General features: G+C 41.8%; 12 protein-coding genes. 1 reads left to right on the forward strand and 11 read right to left on the reverse strand.

Features of this window, described 5'->3' with window-relative positions; all coding sequences use genetic code 11:
• A complete protein-coding gene (locus tag NSQ91_RS22600) occupies positions 1 to 1284 on the forward strand; it encodes an ABC transporter substrate-binding protein (protein ID WP_340919907.1) in 1284 nt (427 codons plus the stop codon).
• A gap of 73 nt (positions 1285 to 1357) precedes the next feature.
• Here the strand turns inward: NSQ91_RS22600 and NSQ91_RS22605 are convergent, their stop codons facing one another.
• From NSQ91_RS22605 to pflB, 11 genes are all read right to left on the reverse strand, one after another.
• Positions 1358 to 2956 (reverse strand): ABC transporter substrate-binding protein, encoded by a 1599-nt coding sequence (locus NSQ91_RS22605; protein WP_076129630.1) that lies wholly within the window; start codon positions 2954 to 2956, stop codon positions 1358 to 1360.
• A gap of 94 nt (positions 2957 to 3050) precedes the next feature.
• Positions 3051 to 4013, reverse strand: a complete 963-nt coding sequence (locus NSQ91_RS22610) for a carbohydrate ABC transporter permease (RefSeq protein WP_235219483.1) — start codon at positions 4011 to 4013, stop codon at positions 3051 to 3053.
• A 15-nt stretch (positions 4014 to 4028) separates the two neighbouring features.
• Positions 4029 to 5021: an ABC transporter permease gene (locus NSQ91_RS22615; RefSeq protein ID WP_305953563.1), complete on the reverse strand. Its 993-nt coding sequence runs from the start codon at positions 5019 to 5021 to the stop codon at positions 4029 to 4031.
• Between the two features lie 232 nt (positions 5022 to 5253).
• Positions 5254 to 5439 (reverse strand): hypothetical protein, encoded by a 186-nt coding sequence (locus NSQ91_RS22620; RefSeq protein ID WP_340919913.1) that lies wholly within the window; start codon positions 5437 to 5439, stop codon positions 5254 to 5256.
• A gap of 550 nt (positions 5440 to 5989) precedes the next feature.
• Complete coding sequence (locus tag NSQ91_RS22625; protein WP_076278167.1) at positions 5990 to 6781, reverse strand: response regulator transcription factor; 792 nt, start codon at positions 6779 to 6781, stop codon at positions 5990 to 5992.
• On the reverse strand, positions 6759 to 8612 hold the full coding sequence (locus tag NSQ91_RS22630; RefSeq protein ID WP_076129629.1) for a cache domain-containing sensor histidine kinase: 1854 nt from the start codon (positions 8610 to 8612) through the stop codon (positions 6759 to 6761). The genes NSQ91_RS22625 and NSQ91_RS22630 overlap by 23 nt, the downstream gene beginning before the upstream one ends.
• Positions 8613 to 8640: 28 nt before the next feature.
• On the reverse strand, positions 8641 to 9471 hold the full coding sequence (locus NSQ91_RS22635) for a carbohydrate ABC transporter permease (protein WP_036682912.1): 831 nt from the start codon (positions 9469 to 9471) through the stop codon (positions 8641 to 8643).
• Entirely contained in the window at positions 9471 to 10355 is an 885-nt protein-coding gene (locus tag NSQ91_RS22640; RefSeq protein WP_036682917.1) for a carbohydrate ABC transporter permease, read from the reverse strand. Before NSQ91_RS22640 ends, NSQ91_RS22635 begins: the two co-directional genes overlap by 1 nt.
• Before the next feature lie 128 nt (positions 10356 to 10483).
• The gene (locus tag NSQ91_RS22645; RefSeq protein ID WP_076129628.1) at positions 10484 to 11890 is read right to left on the reverse strand and encodes an extracellular solute-binding protein; all 1407 of its coding nucleotides are present in this window, start codon (positions 11888 to 11890) and stop codon (positions 10484 to 10486) included.
• A gap of 439 nt (positions 11891 to 12329) precedes the next feature.
• On the reverse strand, positions 12330 to 13067 hold the full coding sequence (gene pflA, locus NSQ91_RS22650) for a pyruvate formate-lyase-activating protein (RefSeq protein WP_036682920.1): 738 nt from the start codon (positions 13065 to 13067) through the stop codon (positions 12330 to 12332).
• A gap of 217 nt (positions 13068 to 13284) precedes the next feature.
• Positions 13285 to 15546, reverse strand: coding sequence for a formate C-acetyltransferase (pflB, locus tag NSQ91_RS22655; protein ID WP_076303978.1), 2262 nt, complete (start codon positions 15544 to 15546; stop codon positions 13285 to 13287).
• Between the last annotated feature and the right edge of the window lie 213 nt (positions 15547 to 15759).

A 15759-nucleotide genomic window follows, 5' to 3' on the forward strand; every position in this document is an offset into this window, starting at 1 on the left:
TTGAATGTAAATGGTAAGTTGATTACTGTCCTATTAACATTTGGCTTGTTACTTAATACAAGTGGTTGTCAGCTCTCCCCTTCCAAGGAAGATACCGCTTTACAAGACCCGATACAGCTGAACATCTGGCTCACTGCTGGATCAGGTCTTGAGTCGCTCATTGACCAATATCAATCCCAGCATCCCGAGCTAGAGATTCATATTCAGACCTCCACCTCCACGCAGCTTCCAGCCAAGCTACAGACCTCGTTCGCAGCTGGATATAGTTCGCCGGATGTGGCTGCCATTGATATTAGCTATTTAGATCGCTTCAAACAATTTCCTGATTATTTTTATAATCTAAAAACCTTTGAAGCTGACAATCTGAAGGACCAATTTCTGAATTGGAAGTGGCAGGAGGTGCTGGGTAATGATTTTATTTTCGGATTACCAACGGAAATTGGACCCTATGCCATGTTATATCGAACGGATATATTCGCATTATCAGGCCTCCCTACTAAACCAGAGGAAGTGGCTAAAGAAATCCAAACTTGGGATCAATTCCTTGAAGCGGGCACCAAAGTACAGGAGAGAACAGGAAAAGCTTTTGTAAATGACTTGGAGAACCTCTATCTCACCCTTCTACGTCAGTCCAAGCTTCAATATTACAGTCCCACAACACAAGAATTGATCCTCGACAATAATCCAGCGGTCAAACGAGCCTGGGACTTCTCAATTCAAGCCCTTAAGCTAAATCTGTCCGCCAGTATTGCAGTGGATACCCAACGCTGGGGTGCAGGCCTGCTCAACGGAGATTTTGCAGTCATGCTCTGTCCGGCTTGGATGATTGGTCATATCAAGAGCAGTGCTCCAACTGCCAGCGGTTTATGGAATGTAACACAAATCCCAGAAAACAGTGCTAATCGCGGAGGCTCCGTTCTGACCTTACCAAAGACAGGTAATCATCCTGATGAATCCTTTGCTCTTATTAAATGGCTGACCGAACCAGCGCAGCAATTGGTTTCTTTCAAGGTACAAGGGGCTTTCCCTTCCACCCCCGAAATCTATGATGACCCAGAGATCCACGATCTGCATGATCCTTATTTTCCTAATTCAGAGCTTGGTCTGACCCTTTCGTCAGCAGCAAAAGCAGTAATTCCCACCTATTACGGCCCTCATCATGCTGACGTGGAGACAAGCATGCTCGAATACTTGACCAAAGCTGAAAAAGGCGAGCTAACTCCTGAACTGGCTTGGACCCTTGCTGTTCAAGCCGCAAAGCGAATAGACAGCTCCTTCCGCTAAATACTATCATAAAAAGGCTCTCCCCGGCTAAATCAGCCTGCCGGGGAGAGCCTTTTTTGAATTCATTTTCGCTTTATTTTTGCGCAGCCAGGAAAGCATCCAGCTGTTTTTGTTTCTCTGCAATAATCTTTTCGAGCCCTGCCTTTTTCAGCTTATCAGCATACTTAGTCAGTACGGTATCAGGATCAACAGAACCCGTATCCAAACTGATGTCGTATTCATCCATTACAGCTTTACAAGCAGCCATTTCAGTCTTCATTGAGGAGGCATCGAAGTTGAAACCAAGCGCTACAGAGGCTTTACCTTTAGAGTTAAAGGCTTTGAATTGTTCCCATTTGTCTGGAGCTTCACTTTCCCACACGGGGTTCAGGAATTGACTTCCAAGCATCCAAGCTGCAGCCGTATTATAATCAGCTGTTTTATCTGTAGCTTTGATCGTATCACCACTTACGACTTCATAGTGCACACCTTTTATACCGAAAACAAGCAGATTGTTGATATCTTTATCTGTGTGCAGAATATCTAGCACCATCATGGCCCGAGCCGGATCACCAGAGGAAGCGGAGATCGCAAGCATCGATCCAGCAGCATCACTTGTAGAAATCGTTGGATCATTGAATGCAATTTGTTTCAGCTTGCCAACCAAGCCGGTAGCGTTAGCCAGCTCACTATCTTTACCCGGTTTAAGCGATTGCACTGTCATAAAGACATTGCCAGCCTTCATTGCATCCTGAGTCGAATTCGTAGCAACAGCTGCGTCTTTGTTAATGTAACCTTTCTTCATATACTCACGAGTAAGTTTAATGATTTCTTTATAACGATCCATCTCAATCATCGATTGAATCTTAGTATCTGAGGAATCTTTAAGCAGAACACCAGGAATGGCAGCATCACCAAGGGTATCGTATTGTGCCATGTATTGTGAGTTAAAGGTCTCACCTTGTTTGAAATACAATGGAGTCAGGTCAGGTCTTTTCTCCTTCACTACTTTGAGAACTGCATCCAGATCTTGGATGGATTTCACATTTGACATATCGATGCCCAGTTCATCCGCAATATCGGAGCGATAGACAACCCCACCTTGTGCAGCCAGCTCCTTGTTTGTAGGAACAGCATAATTCACACCATTGATCGCTGAACCTTTTAAGAATTGTGGATCCAGATTTTTTAGAATTCCTTGGCCGTATTCATTTAGGAGATTACCATATTTGCCGCTATCGTCATTAATCGGGAGATAAGCGCCTTTAGCTGCATTCGTTACGTAGTTCTTCCATTGAGCTGTAAAGATGATATCGAATTTTTCCTGACTCGCAATTTTCAGATTGACATCATTGTCCCATGGACCCCAATCGATCGGTGCGATATCCAATTTGGCGTTGATTTTAGGTTCCAATAACTTATTGATTTCATCTTCTACAGCTTTTTCATCCTTTTGCACGGCACCGACATAAATTAACTTGACGGTATAAGGCTCCAATTCTTTTGCCGGTTCGGCAGTAGGATCCGCGGCTGGCTCATCCGTAGCAGCAGCATTGGTAGCGGTTGCATTTTCGCTTGGAGCAGGTGAAGCTGCTTCATTATTCCCGTTATTTCCACCGCAGCCTGCTAAACTAAGACTCAGTACCATCGTTAGCAATAGTGTCATTAGTGCGCTTTTTCTAACAGCTTTCATATACACCATAACCTCCCTCAAAATATTTATATATGCTGAATCGGCCGTTCACACCTTAGCATAAAGCGGCCGAATTAAGCCATTACAATCGTCCTTAACCTTTGACAGCACCCACGGTAAGCCCTTTAATAAAATACTTCTGGAAGAAGGAATATACAAACACGATAGGTCCAATACCAATAACAGCCATCGCCATTCTTACCGTTTCTGTTGGAATATTGATTTCTACACCCTGTGCAGCCAAGGCAGCCATCGCCTGAGGACTTGCTGTCAGGAATTGAACATTCAGCATCGTCTTATACATTAGGTATTGTAAATTGACATGACCTTCGGGTGAGATAAAGATCAAACTAAGGTACCAATCATTCCAATAGGCCAGGGTCTGAAACAAACCTACTGTAGCTAACACTGGCATAGACAAAGGCAAAATAATTTGAACGAAGATCCGGAATTCTGGTGCCCCATCGATCTTAGCAGATTCGATTAAAGCTGGCGGTATGGTATTGGCAAAAAAGGTCCGTAAGATGATAACAAAGAAAGCAGAAACCAGCAGTGGCATAATTAGAATCCATAACGTATCCTTCATATGCATCATTCGCGTGTAGACCAGATACCAAGGCACAAGGCCACCATTAAACAACATTGTAAAAAACATAAAAAATGAGAAGAAATTACGATGTGGAAAATCTCCACGTGAGATAGGGTAAGCGTACATAGCCATAATGATAAGACTCAGAATCGTGCCCACCACAGTCACAAATAACGAAACGGAAGCTGCATCGATAATTTGCCAATAATCTTTTAACAGAAATTCATAAGAAGAAATATCCCACTTGTTAGGAAAAAAGCTGTAGCCGTTCTGGATAACGGAATTCTCGTCCGAAAACGATACAATAACTACGAGGATCAGCGGCACCACACAAATCGCTGTGTATATCCAAAAGAATATATTAATTAGCAAATTAGATATATTAGATATTTCATTGGGTTGTCTTTGCCGTTTTGTGCGCTTCCCTGTACGCCGTGACGACCCTATTGCTGTTTCTGTCTGGCTCAACACTCCCACCTCCCTTTAAAATAAAGCATCATCTTTACTGATTCGCCGCACTGCAAGATTCGCTAAGAAAATCAATAGAAATCCTACAACAGATTGAACGAGACCCGCGGCTGAAGACATTCCTATATCACCGATTGCGAGGAAGGTTTGATATACATATGTGTCGATAACCTGCGTCGTCGAGTATAACGCTCCTGCATTTCTCGTAACCTGAAAGAATAATCCGAAGTCTGCGTTAAAAATCCTACCTATCTGCAGCAGCGTCATTACTATAATAACTGGGCTGATTAGCGGCAGTGTGATTTTTCGAATCTGCTTCCATTTAGAAGCTCCATCAATTAGTGCAGCCTCATAATATTCATTATCTATTCCAATAATAGCGGCCATATAAATAACCGTTGTATACCCAATCTCTTTCCATATCTTCACGATTACTAGAATCCCAGGCCAATATTTGGACTGTGAATACCATTCGATAGGATCCACCCCAAAGAACGGGAGTAATGTCTTGTTCATGAACCCATGCTCTGCACTCAGAAAGCCGTATACTAAGTAACTTACGACGACCCAAGAGAGAAAATAAGGGAGAAACATAGCGCTTTGATGGAATTTCGATAGCCATCTGCTGCGCATTTCGTTAAACATAATTGCGAAAGCCAGCGAAAAAAATAGCGTCAGTATAATAAACGCTGTATTATACAATAACGTATTCCTCGTAATGATCCAGGCCGTCTCCGTCGAGATTAAATATTTAAAGTTCGCTAACCCGACCCAATCACTACCCAGAATCCCTTTTTGGTAATTGATATCCTTAAATGCAATTACCGTCCCTAACATCGGTATGTAATTATTGATGATTAGAATCACTATCGCAGGTAACATCATCAAATAGAACACCCAATATTTCTTCATTACTCTAAGAAAATTCGGCGTTCTTCCCCTGCCTGGTTTCTTTACTTCTGACAAGCTGACGGAAGGATTCGTCACACTCATTTTTGGTTCCCCCATTCTCCATCATCCCATTCTTAAGCCCCAATTACTCTTGCTTGCCTAACGTTTTGTGTATCCTCCTTACACTCTAATTAAAACATATGATAATTTATGGGAGTATAGGGAACATATTATATTTCTATAAAAAAAGAGACGATTATCCTCGAAAATCGAGGAAAACCATCTCTTCAGCCTCTAATAGAGGCAAAAAATTTAATTAATCATAGCTTATGTACCTTAATCGCATTTATCACAGCCAAGGGCTGGTTGATAATCTTTTCTCTTCATCACAGCCAAGGCTGGTTGATAATCTTTTCTCTTCATCACAGCCAAGGCTGGTTGATAATCTTTTCTCTTCATCACAGCTAAGGCTGGTTGATAATCTTCGTACTTTATCACAGCCAAGGGCTGGTTGATAATCTTTTCTCTTCATCACAGCTAAGGGCTGGTTGATAATCTTTTCTCTTCATCACAGCTAAGGGCTGGTTGATAATCTTTTTCTCTTCATCACAGCCAAGGGCTGGTTGATAATCTTTTCTCTTCATCACAGCCAAGGGCTGGTTGATAATCTTCGTACTTTATCACAGCCAAGGGCTGGTTGATAATCTTTTCTCTTCATCACAGCTAAGGCTGGTTGATAATCTTCGTACTTTATCACAGCCAAGGACTGGTCGATAATTCCTGCCTTAAATTAACTAGGCAATATGTCCTTGTGTTCCCAGAGAGGCCCACATCCGTAGGTGTGGGACGGCCCCTATACTACGAAGAGGGGTGAGGGAGAAGGAACGGAGAGGAAGTTTGGAACTGTAGGAGCGTAGCGTTCGCCTTTATCCTCGGATTTCAACCGCTAATAGCGGTATCTAATCAAGAAATCTGAGGATAACAGCGACCGGAAGTCCAAACATTCCTTGGAGCGACGCTAACCTCACCACTCAGCAACAAACATTCCTTGTAGCGACGCTAACCTCACCACTCAGCAGCTAACCTCACTGCACTTCGGTCCGGCATCGGTCGCGATACTCCTTAGGCGACATTCCTGTCTGCTTCTGAAATACCTTGGTAAAATAACGCCGCTCCTGATAGCCAACTCCCGAGCCAATCATCGTAATACTCTTATCGCTGTTAGTTAGCATAAACTTCGCAGCTTCAATTCGTTGTAGGGTCACGTATTCCACGAAAGTCATAGCAAAACGATTCTTAAACAAGAGACAGAAATAACTGCCACTAATCCCGATCTTATTCGCCACTTCCTCAATCCCAATATCTGAATGGAGATGTTCTGTGATGTACTTAGCTGCTTGGTTCATCAGCTGATCCGGTGTTTTTTTGCCAGAATCATCATCACCTTCAGGGATTTCCTGAAAAATCGGAATGCTATTATACAGTTTATTCTTAAACTGCTTACTACGGATTTTAGCCCCAATCTCCCGTACCTTATTGCCAAGCTCTTCATAATGTATCGGCTTACAAATATACTCTTTAACACCTAGCCGAATCGCTTCCCGTGCATAATCAAACTCCTGATATCCGGTAAGAAGCAGCACCTCGCTATCCAATCCCATCTCCCGCAACTTACCGATAAAAGTTAACCCGTCCATCACTGGCATACGGATGTCACATAACACAAGATCAGGCTGTTTCTCCTCGGCAATACGCAAAGCATCCATTCCGCTTCGCGCCATACCGACAACCTCCATCCCCATCTCCTGCCAAGGCAACACCCTGTTCAGATTATTCAGAATTGGGGCTTCGTCATCAACCAATAATACTTTTAGCATAATGATCTTCCCCCTGCTCGTATTTAGGTATGACACATTGGATAATAGTACCATGACCTGGACTAGAACAGATAAATATTCCGTACCTGTCACCGTATTCAATGCGGATGCGATCTGCTACACTGCGAATACCAAGACCTCTGCGTTCAAGATTCATCCGGTTATCCCGTTCAGCCTTAACTTCTTGCTCCACAGGATCATTCACAATATATTGAAAAATAGCCAACTGAGAAGGTGTAATACCAATACCATTATCTTCAATACGTAAAATCAAATCCCCCTGCTTCTCCCAAACCTTCACAGAAACATGACCTTTGTAATCAATGCCCTCAAATCCATGTTGAATGCTGTTCTCTACAAGCGGTTGTAACGTGAGTTTAAGGATACCGCAACTCATCAATTCATTCGGAATATCGATCTCGTATTCGAACAAATCTTCAAAGCGGAATTTTTGTATATCCAAATAATTGCGTAAATGTTTAACTTCTTCATCCAGTGTAATCTCTTCCCGATCCTGAATGCTGATTCGCAAAATACTAGCCAGCCTGTAGACCATCTCACTAACTTTTTTGCCTTCATTCTGTATAGCGAGAACATTGATTGATTCTAATGTATTGAATAAAAAATGTGGTTTAATCTGTGCCTGCAGAACACGCATCTCAGCTTGATTCTTGCGACGCTGCTCCACATGAATTCTGTTAAACAACCCATTGATTTTATCCATAAGGTCATTAAAACCCTTAGCAAGCAGCGTTAGCTCATCATTCCCTTTAACTTCTACCCTAGTGGTCAGATCTCCGTCTTCAACCCGGCGCATAAAACGAACAATGACGGCGATGCCGCCGGTAATCCGGTTCATAAAAAATAAATTGAAGATCACAGCTGCCAATAAGCAAAGGAAAATCACAGCGACGAACCAGCGAGCAAATACTGTAACTTCGTGAGACAACGTATCCCAAGAAGTCACAGATACCAGACTCCATGGATAGTCCTTCAAATGATACATGGAAAGAATGCTTTTCTCCCCGTTGTACTCTGTTTTGAAACTCTGAAACCCTTTTTTAAAGGTAATCTCTTTATCCGCGAAAGACTGGAAGTCCTGTCCATCCAGCTTTTGATCTGGGTCAAAAAGAATCATTCCATCATCATTTACAAGCATAAAGGAAACATCCTGATTGCTATCCCCAATTTTTAAATTGCGAAATATGGATTCGAACTCCCAATTCTTGATCTGCACAACTAGGATACCTATGTTCTGAAAGAAGCTCAATTCCTTCACTAGCCGAATTTGTGTAAACACAGGTTCAGTACCCGTAAGCTCGGGATACTCGTGAGGAGCCAGCCATTTCGGCACACCATTTAAGTCCATAACTTCCTGGTACAGATCACTTTTTTTGAATGTATCATAGGGTAGCGTTCGGAAATTTTCCTTGTTAAAAAGCGACACGATTTCAGAGTTACCTCTACCGTTAAAATTGTACAAAAATGCATAGCTGATCGATGGATGATTAAACAACAGACTACGGAAATTGCGCTGGCTCGCATTCAGATTCAGTTGCTCAGCATCAGTCAAATCCTGGTTGTTAGGATCATCTGCACTAAGGGCCATATGAAACACCGAGGTAGCAATTCCGTTGTCTGTAACGTTATCCATATCTTTTAATACATTAGAAATACTGTAACTAATCGCTTTAAGTGAGTATTCCGACTGCTGGCTGTACTTTTTCTCAATAGAATTATAAGTCACAAAAAACATAAGCATGCCTAGAATAAATAAAGGAATGATAATCAGGCCCAAAAATGCCGTAAATAATTTATAGCGCAAATTCATCGGCTAGTGCTCCTGACTGAGAATAAGGTTATCCTTTTACGCCACCCGCTGTTACACCTTCAATAATCTTCTCCTGAAGAATTGCATAAATGATTATTACCGGCAGTACGCTGAAGACGATACCGGCTGACATTTGTGCATAGTTCATCTGGTATTGATCACGGAATTGGACCATACCTACTGGAAGCGTTCGCAGCTCGTCATTCGACAGGAAGTAGTTAGCTAGCAAGAACTCGTTCCAATTTCCCAGGAAATTAACAATGAATACCGTAACCATAGCCGGAACCGTTAGAGGTACAATAATTCTAGCAAAGATACCCGGTGCCTTCAAGCCATCCATGACCGCAGCTTCTTCTATTTCTCTAGGTAAATTTCGCATAAATGCTGCTAAAATAATGATGGTAAATGGAATCGCATTGGCGATATAAGGAATGATCAACGCCCAGTGGGTGTTCAGTATTCCTAACTTACGTACGATCGTATAAATCGGCAGCATTAAAGCATTATTCGGGATGAGCATTCCTACTAAAACCAGTGAGAACAAAATAGTATTCCATTTCCCCTGACGCATCCGCGTAACCGCAAAAGCAAACATAGACGCAAGTAGAATGGACACTACAGAGGCAAGGATCGAAATGTACAAACTGTTGAAAAAGTAAGTACTAATCTTGGCATTTACCCAAGCCTCCACGTAGTTATTAAAGACGAATTCCTTTGGAATGCCAAAAGGATTAAGCGCAATCTCATTATTATCCTTTTTCACAGATGAGAATAATACGAATAGGAAAGGAAACAGGATCACTAACAAATAGAATAAAAGGGCAATATGTGGCAGACTCTTTTTCAGGGCGCGTGGCATCAGTATTCAATCCTTTCTGTACGACGTGCAATCAGCAGCTGATAAAGGACTGTAACCACCAGTGTAAATGCAAAGATCAGGACAGCGATGGCATTTCCGTATCCATACTTAAAGTTCGTGATCGCATATTTAATCATGTAAGTTGCCATTACATCGGTTGAACCTGCAGGTCCCCCCTTAGTCATAACGATGACGATATCCGCAGCTTTCATTGCTCCAGCAATGGATAGCATAATTACAACCGAGATGATCGGTACGATTAGTGGGAGCGTGATACGAGTAGCGCGTTGAAATCCCGTTGCGCCGTCAATGGCTGCAGCTTCATCCAATTCACCAGGAATAGCTAGAATCGCCGCTAGTACCATAACGATATAAAATCCAGTCCACTGCCAAGCATTCGTCAACAAAATAGAAAGCATTGCAAATCTTTCATCTGACAGCCAGTAAATAGGATTAATTCCTACTAGACTAAGGAGCTTATTAAAAAGTCCAATGTTGGGCTCATAGATAAACCCCCAGAGAATACCGATAACCGCTGTAGACATAATGGAAGGCATAAAGACTGCTGTCTTATATAAGCCCTTTAACTTCTTCACATTAGAAATCAATAACGAGAAGAATACGATCAACGGTACCTGTATACATACGGAGAAAAGAATAAACCAACCGTTGTTTTTAACGGATATCCAGAATCGTTCATCTCCTAGTGCTTTCTCATAATTACTTAATCCGGCTGATTTAACCGTCTCCGATACACCGTTCCAACTAGTAAAGCTGTAATAAATAGAACTAAAAATGGGGTAAATGAAAAACATCGTGAACAATATCAATGCTGGAAGAACGAAAAGGAAAAATACCACTGGATTTCTTAATGCTTTATTCATGACTACCTCCGGTTGCTTTGACATCTGGCGAATAGTGAATGCTTCAGATCAAGTGCAAACACATATTTTCTTTGATTTTAAAAATGTACCCTGGATTTAGCACCAGGGTACATTCAGTTTGCAGCTATTTATTCAACTGCTGCGTTTGCTTCTTCTTGTACCTTTTGCAAAGCTTCGCCCATTTTCTCAGGAGTCGTCTGATCGCCAATCAGTTTTTGAATTTGAATGTTACTGATTTCTGTAGTTACATCAGCTTGAACAAGAGAGTCAAATGCTGGGAACGAAGATTGTGAGTTGTTAAGTACACCTACGATTTCGCTCATCAGATCATCAGTAATATTCTCATTCAATACGTTTTGGTCAATCTTCATTGCTGGCAATACACCATCTTCAACAAGTCCGCGCAATTGCATTTCTTCATTAAATAAGTTTTTAATAAAAGATTTCACAGCAGCCAATTGACGTGGATCTTTCTCAGCAGATGCAGAGAAACCATAACCATTGTTCACATCGCGCATCAATGCAGTTTGGTCACCCGCTCCGCCTTCAACTGCTGGGATGTTGAAGAATCCAACTTTACCAATCAAACCTTCGCCAGATTGGCCCGTTTTAAATACGGAGGATTTCCAAGTACCATCATACAGCAGGATCGCTTCACCACTAGTGAATTGTGTTGTGTATTCAGCATATTCAAAGCCAAGTTCGCCTTTTTTGAAGTAGCCTTTATCAACCCATTCTTTGTATTTCGCAAATCCTTTTACTACATTTGGATCAGACCATTTAGCTTCGCCTGTTGCAAATTTAGCAGTTACATCCGGACCTGCATAACGTGACCACAGGTGGTTAGCTAACATAAGTGGTACCCAACCAGCTTTGGATGCACCAGCCAAAGGTACTTTTCCATCAGCCTTGATATCAGCCAATTGTTGTTCCAATTCAGCAAATGTTGTTGGAGCCTTCCAGCCCTTGCTTGTATAGTATTCTTTGTTATAGAAGAAACCTTCACCAGAACCACCGATAGGCAATCCATAGATTTTTCCTTCATAAGTGAAAGGATCTAGATTTGAGAATTTATCCTTAATTCCAAGTTCCTCAAGAATTGGAGTCAGGTCAAGTAATTTACCTTCTTTAGCATAGATCTTGGAGTCAGGGCTACCGAACAGATCGAAGATTTCCGGTGGATTACCCGCAGCCATTTCACCACGCAATTTTTCTTTACGGTTTACATCTGAATCTACCCCATCGAGTTTAAAGGTCAGACCCGGTACATCCTCTTGTACTTTGTTAACTACTTCTTCGAGAATAGCCAGACGTTTCTGCTTGTCTGCACCGATTTGAGTGTGACGAATCGTCATTTCAAATGGCTCGTTATTTACCGGTTCTTCTGTTGCTGGAGCATTTGTAGCGGCTGAGTTAGTCGCGGTAGCGTTTCCATCTCCTTTGTTAGAAGACGCATTGTTGTTGCCTCCGCAACCAGTCAGTAAAGCTGATGATACGAAAATCAGGGACAATAGCAAAGTCATACTTTTTTTCATTTCTTGTGACCCTCCCTATATATTGATGTGCTTTACACTTCTTATTATAGAAAACAGACTTCATTATCGTAAGGTTAAGATTCATCCACTATAGGGATAAAAATCTCTAATGTAAGCGGAATCAACTACATGATAAGTTATATTTTATAACATAAAAATGTTAAATCGCTTTATTCATTTGTTTTTCTCATCACAAAAGTTTGTTTCTCTTTAAAAACATTTAATTAAAATATAAAATTAGTCATATTACCTGACATATTCATTTATTATCTACCCCATAAACCACGTGTAACTATAGCATGTCTTTATTAGGAATAATATAAAATCCCCCCTCAGAGGAGCTTTAACCCCTCCCTTTTTACTTCCTCATAACAAAAAACCGCACCTTCAGTGATGATCAACCACTGAGGGTACGGTCTCTCTTAAAAATAGATTTCTATTATACCAATGCCGTTTGCTTACGACCTTCTTCGACCAAGCGGTATGCCCGTTGCACTTCTTCTTCTGTTGGAGAAGGTACTCCATCCAGTTCATAAGCTTTGCCGAGCATTTCCCATTTATAGATACCCATCTGATGATAAGGTAAGATTTCGAATTTCTCGACGCCATTTAAGGTTCCAATATAACGACCTAAGTTAATGAGATCCTCTTCACGATCATGAATACCAGGAACATATACATGTCGGATCCACATCTTACGATTATGGTCTGAGAGCCAGCGTGCAAGCTTCAAAGTTCGATCATTGGATTTACCGGTTAATTTGATATGCGCTTCTTCATCAATATGCTTCAGATCAAGCATAACCAAATCTGTTACATCCAATAAGTCATTAATCTTGTCACCTTCGTTGTAACCATTACTGTCTAATGTGGTGTGCAAATTCCAACGCTTCTTCACTTCCGTAAATAACTGCTTTACAAATTGCGCCTGCAAGGTTGGTTCTCCACCGGATACAGTTAACCCGCCACCGGATGAACGATAGTAGTTTATATATGGCTCGATTTCCGAAAGCACTTCTTCTAGAGTCATTTCTTTACCTTCATCTAAAGCCCAGGTATCAGGGTTATGGCAATACTGACATTTCAGCAAGCAGCCTTGCATAAATAAGACAAATCGAATACCAGGTCCATCAACGGTTCCAAAGGTTTCCAAAGAATGTATGCGACCTTTAATCATAGGATGTCATCCTTTCGCCACGCCAGACTAACAGTCCCTTTTTCAACGATGAAGATCCCTGTCCTTGAGACTGTCATATCCCTATATCGCGGCAATAAAATTTAAAATTTTAACAATTCTCAAACAAGATATTACCGCCCTTGAGACAAGGGCGGTATCTTCCTTGCAATTATTTCAATAGTAGTACTAATTCAAAGATCTTCATGACAGGAACAAATTACATCGAACCGTGGAATGTACGGTTGATTACATCCATTTGTTGTTCATGAGTCAGCTTGATGAAGTTAACTGCATAACCGGATACACGGATAGTCAATTGTGGATAGTTCTCTGGGTGCTCCATAGCGTCCATCAGCTGTTCACGGTTAAATACGTTAACATTCAAATGCTGAGCGTTGTTATGGAAGTATCCATCCATCATGTGTACCAGGTTAGACTTACGGGAATCCTCGTCTTTACCAAGTGCCTTAGGTACGATGGAGAACGTATTAGAGATACCATCTTGTGCATCGGAGTAAGGCAGTTTAGCTACAGAGTTCAGGGAAGCCAAGGCGCCTTTCTTGTCACGTCCGTGCATTGGGTTAGCACCTGGTGCGAAAGGTTCACCTTTCTTACGTCCGTCAGGTGTAGTACCTGTCTTCTTACCGTACACTACATTCGAAGTAATGGTCAGTACCGATTGAGTCGGCACAGAATCACGATATGTTTTGTTTTTACGGATCATAGTCATGAAGGTTTCAACCAATTCTACTGCGATGCTGTCAACAGCATCGTCATTGTTACCGTAGCAAGGGAATTCGCCTTCGGTTTCGAAATCGATCGCAATACCTTGTTCGTTACGAATAGGTTTTACTTTGGCGTATTTAATTGCGCTTAGTGAGTCAGCTGCAACGGACAGCCCAGCAATACCACAAGCCATCGTACGCAGAATGTCACGGTCATGCAGCGCCATTTCGATACGTTCGTAAGAATATTTGTCATGCATATAGTGAATGATGTTCAAAGTGTTAACATAAGTCTTAGCCAACCACTCCATCATCGGTTTGAAACGTTTCATTACTTCGTCATAATCCAGATATTCAGAAGTGATCGCTGGGAATTCCGGTCCAACTTGTGCTCCGGATTTTTCATCTACACCACCATTGATAGCATACAGTAATGCTTTTGCCAGGTTGGCACGAGCACCGAAGAACTGCATTTGTTTACCGATACGCATTGGAGATACGCAGCAAGCAATCGCATAATCTTCACCCCAGTATGGACGCATTACATCGTCATTTTCATACTGAATTGCACTAGTTTCGATGGAAACCTTAGCACAATATTTTTTGAAGGCTTCAGGCAATTTTTCGGACCACAGTACAGTTAAGTTTGGTTCCGGAGCTGGACCCAAGTTGTACAGGGTGTTCAAGAAACGGAAGCTGTTCTTAGTAACACGAGTTGTTCCGTCTTCAGCCATACCACCGATGGATTCAGTTACCCATGTTGGGTCGCCGGAGAACAGATCATTATAGTCAGGTGTACGCAAGAATTTCACGATACGCAGTTTCATTACGAAATGATCGACGATTTCTTGTACTTGTTCTTCAGTCAAAGTACCTTCAGCAATATCGCGTTCTGCATAGATGTCCAGGAAAGAGGACACACGGCCCAGGGACATCGCCGCACCATTTTGCTCTTTAACTGCTGCCAGATATCCGAAGTATACCCATTGAGTAGCTTCTTTGAAGTTGGTCGCCGGTCTGGAAATATCCATACCATGAGCAGCTGCCATTTCTTTCAATTCGCCAAGTGCACGAATTTGCTCGGACAGCTCCTCACGCAAACGAATGATATCTTCAGTCATGGAATCTACTTCAAGCTCAGTTTGTTGTTGTTTTTTGTCTTTAATGAGGAAATCAATACCGTACAGAGCAATGCGGCGGTAGTCGCCGATGATGCGTCCGCGTCCGTAAGCATCAGGAAGACCTGTAATTACGCCGGATTTACGCACAGCTCTCATGTCTGGTGTATATGCATCAAATACGCCTTGGTTATGCGTTTTGCGAATGTTCGTAAACATGTCAACGATGTTTTGTGGAAGCTCGAAGCCATAAGCCTTCGTAGCATCAACCATCATCTTGATCCCGCCGAATGGCTGGATGGAACGTTTGAAAGGAGCATCAGTCTGTACGCCTACAATTTGTTCCTTGTCCTTGTCAATGTAGCCTGGAGCATGTGAAGTGATTGTGGAGACAGTATCTAGGGAAACATCCCATACGCCGCCTCTTTCTCTTTCTTCCTTGCTCAATTGGGAAATAATCTTCCACAGTTCAGTTGTGTTACTAGTAGGTCCTACGAGGAATTCTTCGTTTCCTTCATAAGGCTTAATGTTGCTTGCGATAAAGTTGTTAACGTCAACTTTTCTGGACCATTTACCTTTTGTAAAACTTCTCCAACCGGATTTCACTTCTTGTACATCTTTTTCAATCACCGACATGCTAAATCCCTCCATCTATATTTATATTATATTTGTAGAGATCGCGGGCTTGAAGGTTGATCCCGTGTCTCGTGATCCCAAGAAAAATATGGTTGTTCGAAAATTCACAATCATTGTTCCATATATGGGACCGTTGTTTATATAAACATTTTAGTTTATTTTCTATAAATAGACTGTGACAAATATCACCTTTCCGGTGATATTTGTCACTTA

The sequence above is a fragment of the Paenibacillus sp. FSL R7-0048 genome (genome assembly GCF_038004505.1).
Taxonomy (GTDB): Bacteria; Bacillota; Bacilli; order Paenibacillales; family Paenibacillaceae; genus Paenibacillus_AQ; species Paenibacillus_AQ odorifer.

What these genes read in the sequence shown, in the direction of transcription:
- NSQ91_RS22605 (WP_076129630.1), bottom strand. Translation starts at nt 2,956, where the DNA reads ATGAAAGCTGTTAGAAAAAGCGCACTAATGACACTATTGCTAACGATG.
- NSQ91_RS22615 (WP_305953563.1), bottom strand. Translation starts at nt 5,021, where the DNA reads ATGGGGGAACCAAAAATGAGTGTGACGAATCCTTCCGTCAGCTTGTCA.
- NSQ91_RS22635 (WP_036682912.1), bottom strand. Translation starts at nt 9,471, where the DNA reads ATGCCACGCGCCCTGAAAAAGAGTCTGCCACATATTGCCCTTTTATTC.
- pflA (WP_036682920.1), bottom strand. Translation starts at nt 13,067, where the DNA reads ATGATTAAAGGTCGCATACATTCTTTGGAAACCTTTGGAACCGTTGAT.
- NSQ91_RS22645 (WP_076129628.1), bottom strand. Translation starts at nt 11,890, where the DNA reads ATGAAAAAAAGTATGACTTTGCTATTGTCCCTGATTTTCGTATCATCA.
- pflB (WP_076303978.1), bottom strand. Translation starts at nt 15,546, where the DNA reads ATGTCGGTGATTGAAAAAGATGTACAAGAAGTGAAATCCGGTTGGAGA.
- NSQ91_RS22640 (WP_036682917.1), bottom strand. Translation starts at nt 10,355, where the DNA reads ATGAATAAAGCATTAAGAAATCCAGTGGTATTTTTCCTTTTCGTTCTT.
- NSQ91_RS22625 (WP_076278167.1), bottom strand. Translation starts at nt 6,781, where the DNA reads ATGCTAAAAGTATTATTGGTTGATGACGAAGCCCCAATTCTGAATAAT.
- NSQ91_RS22630 (WP_076129629.1), bottom strand. Translation starts at nt 8,612, where the DNA reads ATGAATTTGCGCTATAAATTATTTACGGCATTTTTGGGCCTGATTATC.